This is a genomic window from Bacillus sp. KH172YL63, from assembly GCF_011398925.1.
Classification (GTDB): Bacteria; Bacillota; Bacilli; order Bacillales; family Bacillaceae_B; genus Rossellomorea.
In genome coordinates this window covers 1,877,737-1,893,596 of sequence record NZ_AP022842.1, presented here as the reverse complement: position 1 = coordinate 1,893,596, position 15,860 = coordinate 1,877,737, and the positions used below count along the sequence as shown (strand labels likewise).

Annotated in this window: 13 protein-coding genes and 1 pseudogene; 1 reads left to right on the top strand and 13 read right to left on the bottom strand. The window is 46.6% G+C overall.

Annotation, left to right across the window (positions count from 1 at the left end):
- Positions 1 to 46: 46 nt before the first annotated feature.
- The 3 genes from KH172YL63_RS09400 to KH172YL63_RS21590 form a co-directional block, all read right to left on the bottom strand.
- Positions 47 to 847, bottom strand: coding sequence for a class I SAM-dependent methyltransferase (locus KH172YL63_RS09400; RefSeq protein ID WP_173105856.1), 801 nt, complete (start codon positions 845 to 847; stop codon positions 47 to 49).
- Positions 848 to 1,017: 170 nt separating this feature from the next.
- Positions 1,018 to 4,023 carry a GNAT family N-acetyltransferase gene (locus KH172YL63_RS09395; protein ID WP_232066164.1) on the bottom strand — a complete coding sequence of 1,002 codons (3,006 nt, stop codon included), beginning with the start codon at positions 4,021 to 4,023 and terminating at the stop codon, positions 1,018 to 1,020.
- Positions 3,962 to 4,099, bottom strand: a complete 138-nt coding sequence (locus KH172YL63_RS21590) for a hypothetical protein (RefSeq protein WP_232066163.1) — start codon at positions 4,097 to 4,099, stop codon at positions 3,962 to 3,964. Before KH172YL63_RS21590 ends, KH172YL63_RS09395 begins: the two co-directional genes overlap by 62 nt.
- 287 nt (positions 4,100 to 4,386) lie before the next feature.
- Between KH172YL63_RS21590 and KH172YL63_RS09390 the strand changes: the two genes are divergently transcribed.
- Positions 4,387 to 4,725, top strand: coding sequence for a DUF3889 domain-containing protein (locus KH172YL63_RS09390; RefSeq protein WP_173105855.1), 339 nt, complete (start codon positions 4,387 to 4,389; stop codon positions 4,723 to 4,725).
- A 50-nt stretch (positions 4,726 to 4,775) separates the two neighbouring features.
- Here the strand turns inward: KH172YL63_RS09390 and KH172YL63_RS09385 are convergent, their stop codons facing one another.
- The 10 genes and pseudogenes from KH172YL63_RS09385 to ltrA all read right to left on the bottom strand — a co-directional run bounded on the left by KH172YL63_RS09385 (position 4,776) and on the right by ltrA (position 15,778).
- Positions 4,776 to 5,777, bottom strand: a complete 1,002-nt coding sequence (locus KH172YL63_RS09385; protein ID WP_173105854.1) for an ABC transporter ATP-binding protein — start codon at positions 5,775 to 5,777, stop codon at positions 4,776 to 4,778.
- Positions 5,770 to 6,690, bottom strand: coding sequence for a C40 family peptidase (locus KH172YL63_RS09380; RefSeq protein WP_173105853.1), 921 nt, complete (start codon positions 6,688 to 6,690; stop codon positions 5,770 to 5,772). Before KH172YL63_RS09380 ends, KH172YL63_RS09385 begins: the two co-directional genes overlap by 8 nt.
- Complete coding sequence (locus KH172YL63_RS09375) at positions 6,683 to 7,786, bottom strand: mandelate racemase/muconate lactonizing enzyme family protein (RefSeq protein ID WP_173105852.1); 1,104 nt, start codon at positions 7,784 to 7,786, stop codon at positions 6,683 to 6,685. Before KH172YL63_RS09375 ends, KH172YL63_RS09380 begins: the two co-directional genes overlap by 8 nt.
- Positions 7,783 to 8,715 carry a S66 peptidase family protein gene (locus KH172YL63_RS09370; protein ID WP_232066162.1) on the bottom strand — a complete coding sequence of 311 codons (933 nt, stop codon included), beginning with the start codon at positions 8,713 to 8,715 and terminating at the stop codon, positions 7,783 to 7,785. The genes KH172YL63_RS09375 and KH172YL63_RS09370 overlap by 4 nt, the downstream gene beginning before the upstream one ends.
- A gap of 83 nt (positions 8,716 to 8,798) precedes the next feature.
- The gene (locus KH172YL63_RS09365; RefSeq protein WP_173105851.1) at positions 8,799 to 10,415 is read right to left on the bottom strand and encodes a peptide ABC transporter substrate-binding protein; all 1,617 of its coding nucleotides are present in this window, start codon (positions 10,413 to 10,415) and stop codon (positions 8,799 to 8,801) included.
- A 42-nt stretch (positions 10,416 to 10,457) separates the two neighbouring features.
- A complete protein-coding gene (locus KH172YL63_RS09360; protein ID WP_173105850.1) occupies positions 10,458 to 11,471 on the bottom strand; it encodes an ABC transporter ATP-binding protein in 1,014 nt (337 codons plus the stop codon).
- Between the two features lie 5 nt (positions 11,472 to 11,476).
- Positions 11,477 to 12,430 (bottom strand): ABC transporter permease, encoded by a 954-nt coding sequence (locus KH172YL63_RS09355; RefSeq protein ID WP_173105849.1) that lies wholly within the window; start codon positions 12,428 to 12,430, stop codon positions 11,477 to 11,479.
- Complete coding sequence (locus tag KH172YL63_RS09350) at positions 12,430 to 13,362, bottom strand: ABC transporter permease (protein ID WP_173105848.1); 933 nt, start codon at positions 13,360 to 13,362, stop codon at positions 12,430 to 12,432. Before KH172YL63_RS09350 ends, KH172YL63_RS09355 begins: the two co-directional genes overlap by 1 nt.
- Positions 13,363 to 13,376: 14 nt before the next feature.
- The gene (locus KH172YL63_RS09345) at positions 13,377 to 14,201 is read right to left on the bottom strand and encodes a M55 family metallopeptidase (protein ID WP_173105847.1); all 825 of its coding nucleotides are present in this window, start codon (positions 14,199 to 14,201) and stop codon (positions 13,377 to 13,379) included.
- A 314-nt stretch (positions 14,202 to 14,515) separates the two neighbouring features.
- A pseudogene (gene ltrA / locus KH172YL63_RS09340) lies at positions 14,516 to 15,778 on the bottom strand (group II intron reverse transcriptase/maturase).
- Positions 15,779 to 15,860: the final 82 nt, after the last annotated feature.

The following is a 15,860-nucleotide window of genomic DNA, read 5'->3' as shown; positions in this document are numbered from 1 at the left end:
AACGGCCTCTTTTTACACTAAAAGGACCGTTTTAGAGGTCCGTCCCTTACTCCTTTACAGCGGTAATGGTATACAGCCCTGGTATGTGATGTTCGATTGATGGTGGAGCTTGATGTGGGAATGCCCATCTCACACCACTTTCTTCATCCAGCCGCTTGATTGTCAGTCCTGCTTCAACTAAGGAAGTGACGATTTCACCCAATGTCCATCTTCGGATTTTATTTTGAATGTATCCTTCAGTTTCTCTTTCATCCAGCAAGTTCCAAAACGCTACATCTAAATCCACGATCCCCTTATCAAAATAATCACCTTCAGCCACCATTTTCCCTGCTTCTACTTTGAGGAGCTTCGACGCGACAGGATGATAGTCCCTTAATACAAACATACCGCCTGACTTGAGAATGTCCTTTACAATGGTGAACACAGGCTTCAAATCCACGAAGTAATGGAGAACGCCAAGCTCGAGTAGGACGACATCGAAATCGTTAAGGGGATGCTTCTCCGGCACCTCCAACAAATCGCAAACAATATAATCCATCGTTACACCGGCGTGATCAGCAAGCGCCATAGCATATACTTTATTCTCCACTGAAAGATCCACCACCGTCACATTTGCTCCCATTAAAGCGAAGCACACCGCCTTATTTCCCTTGGAACCTAATAAATGGGCAATCTTCTTTCCCCTCACATCCCCTATGTAGGATGTATAGTGTGACACCTTCCTCTGTGGATTCCCTTTCAGTATCTCGGCATACTCCTCCGGCACACCATAGCGTTTCACCCAGGCAGCATATGCCCCCTGATTCCAGCCAATTCCATTGACCCTGCTCATTTCACGTTGATTCACCTTGTATCTGCTCCCTTCATGTCAGATGGGGGACGGACCTCCAAATATGACACATGCATACACCTCATACCTTGCCAAATCAACATTCCTTCTAAAAACATCGATGATTTTGGAGGTCCGTCCCCTTCTCCAAAAAACGCGAACCTATTTAATGTAGGTTCGCGTGACGATTATTGAAAGTTCAGGTTTTGGATCGGGCGAATGCTTTGTGTGTTTTTGACACTTCCATGGAATAGGACAGTCGGTTTTATTTTCACCGTTTCCCCGGTTGCTGCCGACCATTCATGGGTAGAACCAATAAGGAAGACATCCTGATTCAAGTAGGCTTCTGAGTGCTTTCTCTCATGTGGATGGATGACAGAGATGCTTTCCGCTTCCCCGTCTGCGCCAATTGTGACGTATGGGGTATCTCTCAACACAACCTCATCCGTTCCTGCATAGTATTGCTTAAAGATGCCTTCTGTAGGGTACATGGCGTGATTTGTTGATAAATCTTCACCAATCTTGAAGAATGCCTCCAGGTCGAGTAATTCTTTCGCAAAAGTCCTGCCGGAATCCTGCTGAATTTCAGCATATATGGCAAACACCGGGACATCAGGCAGGGTAAGCGCATACTGGCGAAGGATGACGCCTTTCATTTTTTCATGTTCCCTATACGCTGTGATCAGGCAGATTCCTGACCATTCATTGCCGTGCTGATCCACTTTTGTGACGTGTTCAATCTCCGTTGCCTCTTTCAGCTTTGAATAGGCACTGACATCGTGGAATGCAAACCCAATCCCGCCGCCCCATGGATTCCACCAGCCGCGGGGACCAGGAGAAGGATATTGATGATCCAGCACCTCTTCCCCCCTGATCTTTAACGAGAAGATACCAGGGAAGTAAGAAGCGGACGCTTGGAACGTGAGGGCCCCGTTGTCCACCGACCAGATATCACCATCTTTTTCCACCTTCACTGCACTGGATCCCTGGACGAATTGCACCGTTTCAAACGATCCATGTTGACCTGGAGATTGAAACTCGCCTTTCAGCCATTTGATGCAAGGAGCCTGATGTTTGAGACCGACCTTCATGCTCGTCATCTCTTCCTCTTTCAGACAGCTTTCCGTGAGTGTTTCGGCACCATTTCGTACTGTAAGATTGCCGTGGACATATGGGGACATCCTCGTTTTAAACGAATAATCCACCATTTCTCCCGCTTTACAAACCACATCACCATTCTCTCCTTCAAAACTGTAGAGCGGCACTTCCTTAGGTACAACCCCGTTGCTTCCAAGTATGGTTTCACGCCATTTTGACCAGTGACCGGACACATCCACGCCGACCCGGATCGGACCGAGGCATACTTCTTCATGGGCCTTTACGTGATCCATGTGATATTCGAAAGCCATCCGCCAGTCGTCTTTTAGAGCACGGGCGTTATCCGGCCAGGATAGACCGAAGCTTTCCCCCTTCGCTGAAGACAGGTAAAGCCATCTCTCAGAAATGAGATGATGATGGAGATAATCCATGAATGGTACAAGGGATTCATTTCCGATCAGCACCCCATCCTTATGAGGCACCGCCATCCCTTGTAGGCTGGTGAAAATCGGTTGGAACAGCGACAGGCCCTCCCTGTCACTTGCGCCGGTATTGACAACTTCATGCTTGATTTCCACCAAGCCGTCCCCAAAGATTTTATAATAGGAGTTTAGCAGGATTGAAGGAAATGTGTCCGACATGAGTGTTGTTTTCATGACGAAAGCCTCCGGAAGCTCAATGAATTCAATAGCCGAGGCTTCCTTCTTGGAGAATTCTTCACTATATGGCTTGCCCAGTTTCGGAGTGAAGAGGGTAATGGGATCCTTCGTGTAACCTGTCGATCCAATCTTGACAATATGATTCCGTTTTTCAATCTCTACATAATATGGCCCATTGTATCCGGTCCAATGCTCTTCTGTTTCGCCGCCAAACTTCGCACCGGATCCCGGAAAGGAGTGAGACATTCTGGTTGTGAAAGTGGTGGTCTCCCCATTGCCCGCTTCTACCGATACCGTCACGTCTTCAGATATGTGACCGTTTCTAAGCACCTGGACAGGTAATGAGACTGAGGTTCTGCCATTACCACTGATATCCACTTTCACTTCTTCCCTTTTCCACTGCACCACGTCATTGTTGGGAAGTTTGATCGTCCAGGACGTATCTTCATTTAACTGACTTTCAAGGTCGAGGTAAAGCGTTTCCTCACTGGATGGTCTCCATTGCTTTTTCACTGACCTTAAATGAAGTTTGCCGGCCTGTTTCGGGAAGATCCCCATTTTCAGAGGCAGCGTCACGCCATTCACTGTTATTAGGGACCCTACGGTCGGATGGGTCTTCCACGGGCTCGGCTCCCTGTCCGGCATCTCAACGCTTGCCGGAAATGCCGCTTCCCAAACGGAATCCACTTTTATCTTCTCTTGAAAATCATGCTGGACGTCAGGTGAAAGAATTCCTCTCAGCTCTACTTCCACTGGCTTTTCCATACGATTTTCGACCCGGTAAGATACGGTATGCCCCACTTTTTCAAGAAGCTTGAAGTGAGGGAGACTCATCTGTACGAAGAGATCGTTCGTCTCTATCAACCGGATTCCCCGACCTGTCCTCTCCACCTGAATACGAACGAAATCCTCCCCTGCTTCCCACCTGTATTCGTATACTGTATGGTCTTGTTCTTTCAGCCCGTCAGGTTTGATTTCTATTGATCTCTGCGACGTGTGATACCAGTCATGTTTTTTGAAAAATGGTTTTAACAGTTCAATTTGCAGTACCATCGGGATAAAATTCATTAAATGGACAGTATCATCACGGTCCTCCCAGAAGAATCCGCATTTTTTATAGAGCGGGACCGCTTTCGTATTCCCCGGCCAGGTAAACAGATCGAGTCTCGGCCATCCTAATTCCACCGTTTTTTCTACGGCCGTGATGACAAGTTTTTTTCCTATTTTCAACCCTTGATATTGTGGGTGCACATTCAATAATGGGATATAAAGAGCGTCCTGATCCTCCCGGTACTCGGACAGACCGCAGTATCCTGCCACTTCATCCCCTACCATTGCAAGAAACAGGTGAAGGTTCGATGAGTTCGCTTCTTTATCAAGAACATCCTGCTCTGTTGTGACAGTGGAATCCCCCGCCCCAGTTCTCACGGCTTTCATTCCACATTTTCGCTACCCCTTGTGCTAACCCATTATGATACTCCACGATTTTTACTTCTTCCAATGTTGTTCTCATCATGTCCTCCTACGCTATGTTTTAAGTGAAAGAACCTCATAATCATTCATTTTCTGTACATCGACGATTGTCATCATCGTCATCGCCTCCTTTCAATGATTGGAAAGATTTTCTTCCCACCTCCACAGTTTAAAATTTTTACGCCGGTAAGTAAAGAATATTCTAATAAAAAGAAATATTTCATTTACTTTTTTATACACTTCATGATGCAACGCCCGATAAAAATCGTCATACTTGGGATATTCCAGCTCTTTTTGAACAACCTACTTGAAAAAAGGGGTTAAACCATGAAAAGGACAAAAATGTTTCTATTCTCTTTCTCTCTACTTTCTATGTGCATGCTGGCATCGATTGAATCCCATCACACTGTTCATGCTCAGCAAGAAATCCCATCCTATGCCAAATGGGGCAGTCTTGCAGTCCAGAAAACCAAAGAGAAATATCCACGGGCCTATCTTATTGATTATCTGCATATCGGAAGGGAAAATGGGTCGAAAGTTTCGACGGAGAAGTTTAAACTTTGGCTGAAACAGGATGGAAGGGAATTTGGTGTTCTGATTGACATTCAGTACGAGACTCCGACGGAGAAGCTGGTCAACATCACGTTCAGAGAAACAGACCGATAAAATAAGAAAGATCCAGGATGACAAACCCTGGATCTTTCTTTCGCCCTGCATTATTTTGTGGCAGCCACTTCATCCCGTTCACGGCTGTATTCCTTATCGTACAAGTGACATGCAACAAAATGTTTGTCTTCTACTTCCTGCCACTTTGGTTTATGGATTGTACATGCCTCCATGGCCGCCGGACAACGGGTACTGAACACACACCCGCCTGGAGGGTTGATCGGGCTTGGAATCTCTCCTTCAATGAGCATCCTTTCCCTTGCATCCTCGATGTCTGGGTCCGGAATCGGAATTGCTGATAATAGCGCCTGGGTATAAGGGTGAAGAGGCTTCCTATACAGTTCGGAGCTTTCCGTCATTTCGACGATTTGCCCTAAATACATCACGCCGATCCGGTCACTGATGTGCTTCACCATTGACAGGTCATGTGCAATGAACAAAAAGGTCAATCCTTTTTCTTTTTGTAATGTGGTTAAGAGATTTACAATCTGTGCCTGAACAGACACATCCAAGGCAGAGATCGGTTCATCTGCGATGATGAATTCAGGCTCGAGAGCCAATGCCCTGGCGATTCCGATCCGCTGTCGTTGCCCCCCGCTGAATTCATGGGGGTACCGGTTGGCGTGATCACGATTCAAACCGACATCTTCGAGCAATTGATATATTCGTTCCATCTGTTCTTTCTTATCCTTATAAATGCCGTGCGCCTCCATCGGTTCAGCTATGATTTCCCTCACCGTTGAACGGGGATTGAGAGAGGCATACGGATCCTGGAAGATCATCTGCATGCTGCGGGAAAAGGAGAACTTCTCTTTTTTTCGGAGCGTATGAACGTTCTTCCCTTTGTAAAGGACTTCTCCATCTGTCCGGTCGTATAAACCGATGACGGTCCTTCCGGTTGTCGACTTCCCGCATCCCGATTCCCCGACCAAACCGAAAGTCTCACCTTTGTTGATTGAAAACGAAATGGAATCGACCGCTTTTAATACATTTCCTTTTTCAAGATGAAAGTACTTCTTTAAACTCTTCACTTCAAGTATTGGTTCATCCATCTTCACGATCCCCCCAGTAGCGTCTTGCCCCGCACAGCGCCTTTTCGTAATAGGTTCCTTTCAATGCCAGGATTTCTATGCTCTTTCCTGTTGTCGGGGAATGAATCATTTTGCCGTCTCCATAATATATGCCTACATGATGAATGCTCCCTTTTCCTTCTTCATATGCAAAGAAAAGAAGATCTCCTTCCATTAATGAATCCAGCGGGACATCCTTTCCCTCTTTCGCCTGATCAGTGGCATCCCTTGGTATCAGATAGCCCTGTGTTTTACACATCGTATAGCTGAAACCCGAACAATCATAGCCGTAACTTGACATTCCGCCCCATAAATAGGGGAGGCCGAGGAACCGCTCGCCTGACGAAGCGATGCCTTTACCCGTCCCTTTCCGGCTGGGCAGCTTTGTGGAAGAGAGGGTTACATCCTCTGCTCTTAGGAAGCCGATCCCGGAAGGAGTGGCTACTTTGATCAGGTCACCTTGCTCTTCTATTACAGGCAGAACCGTTTGGAAGCTCAGCTCTATTCCACTTTCTGGATCTTTTGTAACTAATGGTGAAAATGGGGTTTTGACGATCGCATATTTTTCACAATGGGGTAATTCACCCCTTATTATCTGGGTACTCGGTATCCAGCCCGGATATCCCCGTTCATCCTTACGTGACGGCTGATCAGGAATGGTGACATGTGACCAGCCATCCTTCTCTTCTGTCACAATGACAGCTTCACCAAATAAACATTGGGTCTGTATCCGGTTCTCATCACACAGTGCCAGCCGGGTTTCATTTGTTAAAGAATCCAACCAGCCAGAGATATTCACAGGGTTTGAAATGGCGCCTGCATCTATTTCACGGGCCGAATCTGGATTCGTCCATACTGTTGCGGCAGGAACAATGATCATCCCATATTCATTCATTTTCCTTCCCCTTTCCCAATCCTTCGATATGATTCACACCAAGCCCGGGCTTGGCCGGCAGAGAAATTTTCCTTCCACTGTAAAGGATTCCGCCCTTTACGATATCCTTGGCAAGCATCAGCGGGGCATCGAAATCGAAGCGGGTGATATTTTTCTTACTCGCCGCAAAATGGGCCGCGGCTGTAATGCCGAGTCGTGTTTCAATCATACTTCCTACCATGCACTCGACCCCGCATAACTCAGCCATCGCATTAATTTTCTCGGCTTGATAGATCCCTCCCGACTTCATCAGCTTAATATTGATCAAGTCTGCACTGCGGGTCTTTAAGACATCAAATGCCTGTTGGGGGCTGAACACACTCTCATCAGCCATGATCGGTGTATCCACCCCGTCAGTGACACATTTTAACCCTTTAATATCCCACGCCGGGACCGGCTGCTCTACCAATTCTATTCCAAGATCCAGATCTTCCATTTTTCGAATCGCGGAGATGGCTTCCTTCGTGCCCCATCCCTGGTTGGCATCCAATCTCAATGTGATCCCATTCCCGACGCGGCTTCGTACTTCTTGAATCCTTTTGATATCCAGAGATGCGTCATCTTTTCCGACTTTTATTTTCAATATATGAAACCCTTGCGCAACATACGCTTCCGCATCCTCACCCATCTGCTCAGGGGAATTGATGCTCACCGTGTAATCCGTTTCAAGTTCATTCCTGTATCCTCCAAGATACTTGAAAAGGGGGAGCCCGCTGTTTTGTGCCAAACAGTCGTAAATCGCCATATCAACAGCTGCCTTCGCGCTGGAATTCCCAATGATGCAGGAGTGAATATACTGGAACAGTTTTTCATAATCAAGAAGGTCGCTCCCGATGATGACAGGTGTGATGACTTGCTGGATCGCAGCTTCAATGCTTGACAGACTCTCCCCTGTGATGACGACTGTAGGAGGGGCCTCTCCCCATCCGGTCATCCCGTTATCACATGTGACCTTCACAATCACTGCCTCAGCTTCATGCACAGTCCGGAGTGCAGTCTTGAATGGCGTATGCAAGGGGACGGATGTCCTATATGTATCTATTTGGGTTATTTTCATGACGTCCCCTCTTCACTGAACGGGGACTCAATGATGAAGCTGTGGTCAGAGGTGTTCATTCTTGCTCTGGAGCCAATCGGAATCACGATGCTTGGTGATGAATGGCCGATATGAAACCCTTTCATGACCGGCTTTCCTTCACATGTGATATATTCGTTCAGCACATCCTCCAATGACAGGGAGTCCTCCCGTTTTTTCGGTTCGCAATTTTTGAAGTCACCGATGATGAGGCCTGCTGCTTCACTGAATTTATCAGCCATCTTCAATTGATTCAGCATCCTGTCAACTTTATAAGGTTCTTCATCAATATCTTCAATGAAAAGGATTTTGCCTTTTGTATCTACCTCGTATGGTGTTCCCAACGTGCTTGAAAGTAACGTCAGATTTCCGCCGATCACCTCGCCTTCCGCTTTCCCTTCCACTACTGTCACAAGCTTTGATCCTTCGAAAGAATAGGCGAGTTCTCCTGTATGAAATAATTGTTGAAAACTCCCCTTGGTCTCGTCATGAACATCCTTTAGTCCAATATCGGAGCTTAACATCGGCCCGTGAAACGTCACGAGACCTGTTTGTTGATGAATGGCTGTATGTAGAAATGTAATATCACTGTAACCCCAAAAGATTTTCGGGTTGTTTCTGATCAAATGATAATCCAGTCCGGCGGCAATCCGCCCAGTCCCGTATCCGCCACATGCACAGATGATCGCTTTCACCTCAGGGTCACTGAACATCGTATGGATATCATCTATACGGTCTTGATCCTTTCCGGCAAGATAACCGAATGTCTTATATACAGACGCCCCCACTTTCACTTTGAGACCCAGCTCTTCCAAAAAGTCCACACCCTTTTGCAGTGGTTCTGCTTTTGGCGGACTTGCAGGTGCGATCACCCCGACAGTATCTCCTTTTCTCAACTTAGAAGGCTTCACTATCCCTTACTCCTTTCCGAGAAAAAAAGGAGGTAAACGCGAGGCTTTTCTCCTGCGCTCCTCCACTCCTTCTGTTTTACTTTCTATTGTTTATCTGCCCATTTCAATTCCATATAACCAACCGGATGGCGGACGATACCGGATACCTTTTCATTTTGTAAATACACATGGTTGTAGAAATGGATCGGGATGATCGGCATTTCATCCATGAGGATTTTTTCCGCTTCATACATATAGTCGAAACGCTTCGTCTCATCCGCCTCATTCTTCGCCTGCTGGATCAACTTGTCATACTCTCCATTGCTCCAGCCCGTACGGTTCATCGTGTGGCCGGTTTGGAAATTTTCCAAGAAATTGATAGGATCCGCATAGTCGGCTAAGAATGAACTGCGTGATAATTGGAACTTCAATGCCTTTTGTTCATCAAGGAATACATTCCACTCCATATTGGCCAACCCTACTTCTACATCAAGGTTCTCCTTGAACATTTGTTGAAGGGCCTCTGCGATTTTCTGATGGGTGTCACTCGTACTGTACGTTAAAGTGACTTGAGGGAGCTTGTCGTATCCCTCTTCTTTCATGCCTTTTTCAAGCAACGCCTTTGCTTCCTGTGCGTCTGTTTTCACAAGGTCCCCGTTTGCTTCACGGAAATCTGTCCCGGCTGGGTCTTTAAATCCGTTCGACACAAATCCGTAGGCGGCTTTCTCTTTATTCTTTGTGACAAAGTCCACCATTTGCTGCTGATCGACTGCCATCGCGAATGCTTTTCTTATGTTTTCATTTTGGAAAGGCTCTTTCTCGACATTGAACCGGTAAAAGTAGGTTCCGGCCTGGTCTTCAACATTCACCTTTCCTTCATCGAATAATTGCTTGCTTAGATCTGCCGGAACATCTGAAGTATCAAGTTCCCCCGTCTTGAATAATTGATAATCGGTGTTAGAATCATTGACCATTGCCCAATGAACTTTATTCAACTTTACTGAATCTTTGTCCCAATAATGGTCATTCTTCTCCATCACAAAATGACTGTCATGCTCCCACTCTGCCAAAGTGAAAGGTCCATTAGAAACGAAAGAATCCGCTTCTGCGTACCATTCAGGATTCTCTTTCGCCACTTTCTCATTAATTGGGAAGAAAGCAGGGTTTGCAATTACGCTTAAAAAGTAGGCTTGCGGACTGATTAATGTCACTTCGAAAGTTTTATCATCCAGTGCAGCAACTTTTACGTCATCAGCAGCAGCCTCTCCCGTATTGAAGGCTTCACCACCCTCAATGAAATAACCCAGGAATGCAGCTGGAGACCCGGTTTCCGGATCCAATAAGCGTTTCCAGGCAAAGACGAAGTCTCCCGCTGTCACATCATCCCCGTTCGACCATTTGGCGTCATCACGAATGTGGAACGTATATACTTTCCCATCTTCAGAAACATCCCACTTTTCTGCCATGGCCGCTTCTGGTTCGTGATTTGCATTCAGCCGTGTCATTCCTTCCATCAGGTTGTTAAGCGCTGTCCATGAATAAGAATCAAACCCGATCGGCGGATCAAATGAAGTAGGCTCCCCGCCATTGTTCAAGTAAAGAACCTTTCCTGCATTTTCTGTCTTGCTGTCTGATTCACTCCCGGCATCTTTGGTAGCAGTACATGCAGTCATAACAAACAGAAGCATGCCGACTAAACAGAATGTCATTAGCTTTTTCATGTTTTTCCCCCTTGTATAGTATTGATCTATCAAACAATTAGCCTACCTGATTGTCAGACTAATCGATGAAAGCGCCATATTTTTCGCCCGTTCATCCTGAAGCCAGCATTCCACATGATGATCCCCGGATAATTGTGTCTTTGGCGGATGGACACGCACACACACTTCCATTGCTTTTTCACACCGGGCAGCAAACGGACATCCGACTGGTGGTGCAAATAAATCCGGCGGTGACCCGGGGATCGGATACAATTCTTCCCCTTCGAGATCCAGCCGCGGCACCGACTTCAGCAACCCTTTCGTATAAGGGTGTTGAGGAGAGTAGAAAATTTCCCTTCTTGTCCCTTCTTCCACAATCTTTCCCGCATACATGACCGCAATGCGATCGGCCACCTGGGCGACAACGCCTAAATCATGGGTGATCAATATAATGGAAACACCGGTGTTGTTTTGTATTTTTCTAAACAGTTCCAAAATCTGTGCCTGTATGGTTACATCCAGAGCGGTTGTAGGTTCATCGGCAATCAACACATCCGGCTCACACGCAAGGGCCATGGCAATCACGATCCGCTGCCTCATCCCGCCGCTGAACTGATGGGGATATTGCCTCATCCTCTCTGCAGGATTTGGGATACTCACAAGAGAAAGCATCTCAATCGCCCTTTGTTTGGCCATTTTTTTGCCGATCGGATGATGCTCCAGTATCCCTTCCATCAACTGCTCCCCTATCGTCAATGTCGGGTTCAGGGCAGTCATCGGATCCTGAAAGATCATGGAAATATCTGCTCCCCTGATCTTCCTCATTTGTGCTTCACTTTGCTTTAACAGGTCGGACCCTTTAAAGAGTATCTCCCCGTTCGTCACTTTCCCCGGTGGAGAAGGGATCAATTTCATGATACTTTGGGAGGTTACACTCTTCCCACAGCCCGATTCCCCTACAATGGCAAGCGTTTCACCTTTACTGAGATCAAAGCTCACTCCCCTGACCGCTTTGACTTCACCCCCATAAGTCGTAAATGAGACTTCGAGGTCTTTTACTGTTAATACGTGGTCCATTCTGTTCACCTCCTCAGCTTCGGATCAAGGGCATCCTGTAATCCGTCGCCCAACACGTTAAATGAAAACATTGTCAATGAAATAAATAAAGCCGGGAAGAATAAGCGCCACCAGTATCCTGAAAGGATCGTCGAAAGCCCATCATTGGCCATCACGCCCCAACTCGCATAAGGGGCCTGGATGCCGAGCCCAAGGAAGCTTAAAAACGCTTCGGCAAAGATGGCACTGGGCACCGTCAATGTCAGCTGCACGATGATCGGCCCCATCGTATTCGGCAACAGGTTCTTCCGGATGATTTTTGCTGTTTTCGTCCCGAATGTCCTGGAAGCGAGTATAAACTCATAATTCTTGATCTGAAGTACTTGTCCCCTTACAATCCTTGCCATTCCAATCCAGCCGGTAACGGTCAGGGCCACGATAATCGTCAAAAGACCCGGTCCCATGACAACCATCAATAAAATAACCACCAATAAATAAGGCAAGCCGTATAGAATTTCGACAATGCGCATCATGGCCTGGTCGGTTTTGCCCCCTTTATACCCGGCGATCCCCCCGTAGACGATTCCGATGACGAAATCGATCAGGGCTGCCATAAAACCTACAAAAAGGGAAATCCTTGCACCATACCAAGTACGTGTAAAAACGTCACGGCCGAGATCATCTGTCCCGAACCAATGCTGAGCAGAAGGGGGAAGATTTTGACTAGAAAGCGTCTGCTTTGTCACATCATGGGGCGAAATGACGGGCCCGAACACCGCCATCACGAGCAATCCGATCAAGCATATTAAACCAAACATGGCGAGTTTATTTTTCAACAGACGGTTCCAGGCATCCTGCCAGTATGAGAGACTCGGCCTTACCACCGCTTCTCTGTCGTCTGAATGACTTCGCTTCGGGGTAAACCATTCGTCCTTCACCTCAGTTGTCATCAATCGATCCTGTTGTTTTCGGATTCCCATCATTTCGCCTCCTTCTTGTGCAACTTTATCCGTGGATCAAGGAATCCATAAGTTAAATCTACGAGAAATAACATGACGATGAGAAAAGCGCTGTAAAAGACGGTCGTTCCCATGATGACAGGGTAATCCCGCTGATTGATGCTCTCCACAAAATATTTTCCCATTCCAGGTATCGCAAAGATCTGTTCAATCACGAAAGTTCCCGTCAATATGCCTGCAGCCAGGGTTCCAAGCACCGTTACCACCGGCATTAAGGCATTTTTAAGAGCATGCTTGACTACGATTTTCATTGGTGACAAACCTTTCGCCCGGGCAGTCCGGATATAATCCTGGGTCAAGACTTCCAGCATGCTTGAACGTGTCAGGCGGGCAATGATTGCCATAGGCCCTGTAGCAAGCGCCAGGGTGGGAAGGACCATATGCCGCCAGCTTGTCCAGGTCGCAACAGGGAGTATTTCCCAATTCACCGCTACCACCTGAATCAGGAGTGTGGCCATTACAAAATTGGGAATGGAGATCCCCAGAACGGCAAAGCCCATTGCCACGTAATCAATCAAGCCGTTATGCCTGAGGGCAGCCAATACGCCAAGGGTGATCCCTGAAAAGACGGCAATCAATAGTGTAAGCATCCCTAACTCAAATGAAATCGGAAAGCCTCTCCCCAACAAATCATTCACCGTTTGGGACGGCTGTGTGATGGAGGGACCAAAGTCTAAAGATACAAGTGATTTTATGTAGAGAAAATACTGAACCATCAGTGGTTCATTCAAATGATAATGATCTTCTAAATTCTGCTGAACAATGTCGCTTGTATTCCGCTCTTCATTAAAAGGCGAACCCGGTATTGCGTGCATCAGAAAGAATGTCAATGTAACAATCAACCATAGTGTCAACACCATCGCCAGCAGCCTCTTCATCAAATATGTGCCCATAGATCTCTCACTTTCTAACAGAATGTAGTGCGCATGGCGAGTTCAGTCATAACAAGCATCGCTCTGTACGCTTCAAGAATATCTTCCGCCTCGAACCTGACTGTGGTTGTACCAGGTTCATGAACCGTCCCCGGCATGAGGCTGGCCCATTCGGCCTGGCCATAATTTGCAAATTCTATCCGCAATACCGGACGATCCGGTGGGATAAGTGGCTTAACATTTCCTTTGTTATGTATCGCTTCAGGCGTCTTCTCATACAACAATTTCTGCACCTTCTCAGGTGTCAGGCTCTTCGCAACGGACCGGGATACCGCTTCCTTTACAATGACCGTCTTCACATTGGGAATCAGGGATTCCGCCTCGCGTGCCGTTTGATCATCCCCTGTCACCATCAATACAGGTACCCCATAATATCCGGCGACATAGGCATTGAACCCGAGCTCCCCAACAGCCACATCATCAATGAACATGTGGCGCACCCCAAAGGTCATTGAGTGCGACATCACACCCATCATAGAGGCCCGGGCATGATACCCTATAAAAAAAGCACCATCAAACGATCCATCCAGTCCTTGAACCATAGAATATGGTTTCACTCCTCCGGATATCAGTTTCGTTTCAGGGTGCAGCTCTTCAATTAATACATTATTCATTTCAGAATGGCTGTCATTGATCAGCACTTCTTGACACCCCGCATTAAATGCAGCGGTTGCCACCGCATTTGCCTCGCCGGTCATGAGCCTTCTTCCACGCTCGTAATTATGCTTCTGGCGACTAACGTGGGTATGATCGACCAGACCGGTAATCCCTTCCATATCCACAGACATATACACCTTCATTGCGCTCCCCCTCTCTTTTTATAGAATTTTCTTAATATTATAAATATCATTATATAATAATACAACATTATTTTGAATAAAAAGGAATAATCTCCTATTTACATAAAAACAGGAAAATAGTCTGTTGTGATGTATCTGTTTTTCTTTTCCCCTTACTTATTTACAAAAGTATCAGTCCTTTCGAAGGAAACTACCGGTGTAATCCGCACCTTTCTCTTTTTCCCGTGAGTAAGGAAACAAATCGAGTAGGAGGGGATGATTAATCCCCGACCTCTCACACCACCGTACGTACCGATCGGTATACGGCGGTTCAATCAAGATGGTTGACGAAGACTTTCATACCTACCGATAAGACTTAGGAGCCCTTGGCGATTCCAAAAGGAATTGCCAAGGGTTCTGTGTAGTATTGGACTTTGTGCGACCCTCCAATATCCCCTTCCGGGTATTTCCCCATTCATATGCCTTCCATTTTGGAACGCCGAGCGCAATGAGGTTACGGACTTTAGTTTTCGGCAGTTTCCACTGCTTCCACAGACACATTCGCAATCTTCTTCTGATCCATGCATCCAGGTATTTTAGGATGCTATGTGTATCAGCCAGCTGAAAATAGCCGATCCATCCCATTAAATATTGGTTCAGCTTTCTGATTCGTCCCTCCATCGACCATCCTGAAGATCTGGAAGTTAGATAACGGATTTTCTGTTTCAACCGTTTTATACTTTGGGAGGCAACTCTGACTTTTGGTTTACGATTCGATGTAAAGCTAAAGCCAAGGAACGTTCTTCTCCAAGGTCTATCCACCGCAGATTTCTTTCGGTTTACCTTCAATTTAAGTTTCTTCTCAAGAAACATCGTCACTGAAGTCATCACCCGGTTACCGGCTTTTGGCGAACGGACAAAGATATTACAATCATCTGCGTACCGTATAAAACGTAGCCCCCGTCTCTCTAATTCCTGGTCCAGTTCATTCAAAATGATGTTAGAAAGCAATGGACTGAGAGGTCCGCCCTGTGGCGTACCTTCCTCGCTTTTCACCTTTACACCTTCTATCATAATTCCTGCATTGAGGTAAGAACGAATCAGTTTCAGAAGTGCTTTGTCCTTTACTTTCTTCGCCAGAAGACCCATGAGCTTATCATGATTCACTCTGTCAAAGAATTTCTAAATCAATATCGATAACCCAGCGATATCCCTTCCCGGATATACATCTTCGCTTTTCTAACGGCGTCATGGGCACTCCGATTTGGTCGGAACCCATAACTATGATCAGAGAAGGTCGGCTCGTATATCCCGGAGAGTATTTGGGCAATTGATTGTTGAATCATACGGTCTGTCACCGTTGGGATGCCTAACAACCGGACGCCGCCGTCTGGTTTCGGGATTTCGATCCGACGTACCGGGTCCGGTTTGTAGGTTCCCCCAAGGAGATTCTTGCGAATCGACTGCCATTCGCGCATGATATGCGATCGCAGGTTTTGTACGGGCATATCATCCACGCCATGGCTTCCCTTATTACGTTCTACACGTTTCAGTGCTTCAAGCATATTCGGTTTAGACAGAATCATATTCATCAACATCACTGATATTCCTTTCCTTCGTGTGTCACGTTTCCTCTTTCGATGACCCTGCCTCACACTTCCACCAGCCCTTACGGAATTC

Bases quoted from the DNA above. Each gene is read 5' to 3' on its own strand.
- KH172YL63_RS09355 (WP_173105849.1), bottom strand. From the start codon at position 12,430: ATGGGAATCCGAAAACAACAGGATCGATTGATGACAACTGAGGTGAAG.
- KH172YL63_RS09380 (WP_173105853.1), bottom strand. From the start codon at position 6,690: ATGAATGAATATGGGATGATCATTGTTCCTGCCGCAACAGTATGGACG.
- KH172YL63_RS09360 (WP_173105850.1), bottom strand. From the start codon at position 11,471: ATGGACCACGTATTAACAGTAAAAGACCTCGAAGTCTCATTTACGACT.
- KH172YL63_RS09395 (WP_232066164.1), bottom strand. From the start codon at position 4,023: ATGAAAGCCGTGAGAACTGGGGCGGGGGATTCCACTGTCACAACAGAG.
- KH172YL63_RS21590 (WP_232066163.1), bottom strand. From the start codon at position 4,099: ATGAGAACAACATTGGAAGAAGTAAAAATCGTGGAGTATCATAATGGG.
- KH172YL63_RS09365 (WP_173105851.1), bottom strand. From the start codon at position 10,415: ATGAAAAAGCTAATGACATTCTGTTTAGTCGGCATGCTTCTGTTTGTT.
- KH172YL63_RS09390 (WP_173105855.1), top strand. From the start codon at position 4,387: ATGAAAAGGACAAAAATGTTTCTATTCTCTTTCTCTCTACTTTCTATG.
- KH172YL63_RS09375 (WP_173105852.1), bottom strand. From the start codon at position 7,786: ATGAAAATAACCCAAATAGATACATATAGGACATCCGTCCCCTTGCAT.
- KH172YL63_RS09385 (WP_173105854.1), bottom strand. From the start codon at position 5,777: ATGGATGAACCAATACTTGAAGTGAAGAGTTTAAAGAAGTACTTTCAT.
- KH172YL63_RS09345 (WP_173105847.1), bottom strand. From the start codon at position 14,201: ATGAAGGTGTATATGTCTGTGGATATGGAAGGGATTACCGGTCTGGTC.
- KH172YL63_RS09350 (WP_173105848.1), bottom strand. From the start codon at position 13,362: ATGGGCACATATTTGATGAAGAGGCTGCTGGCGATGGTGTTGACACTA.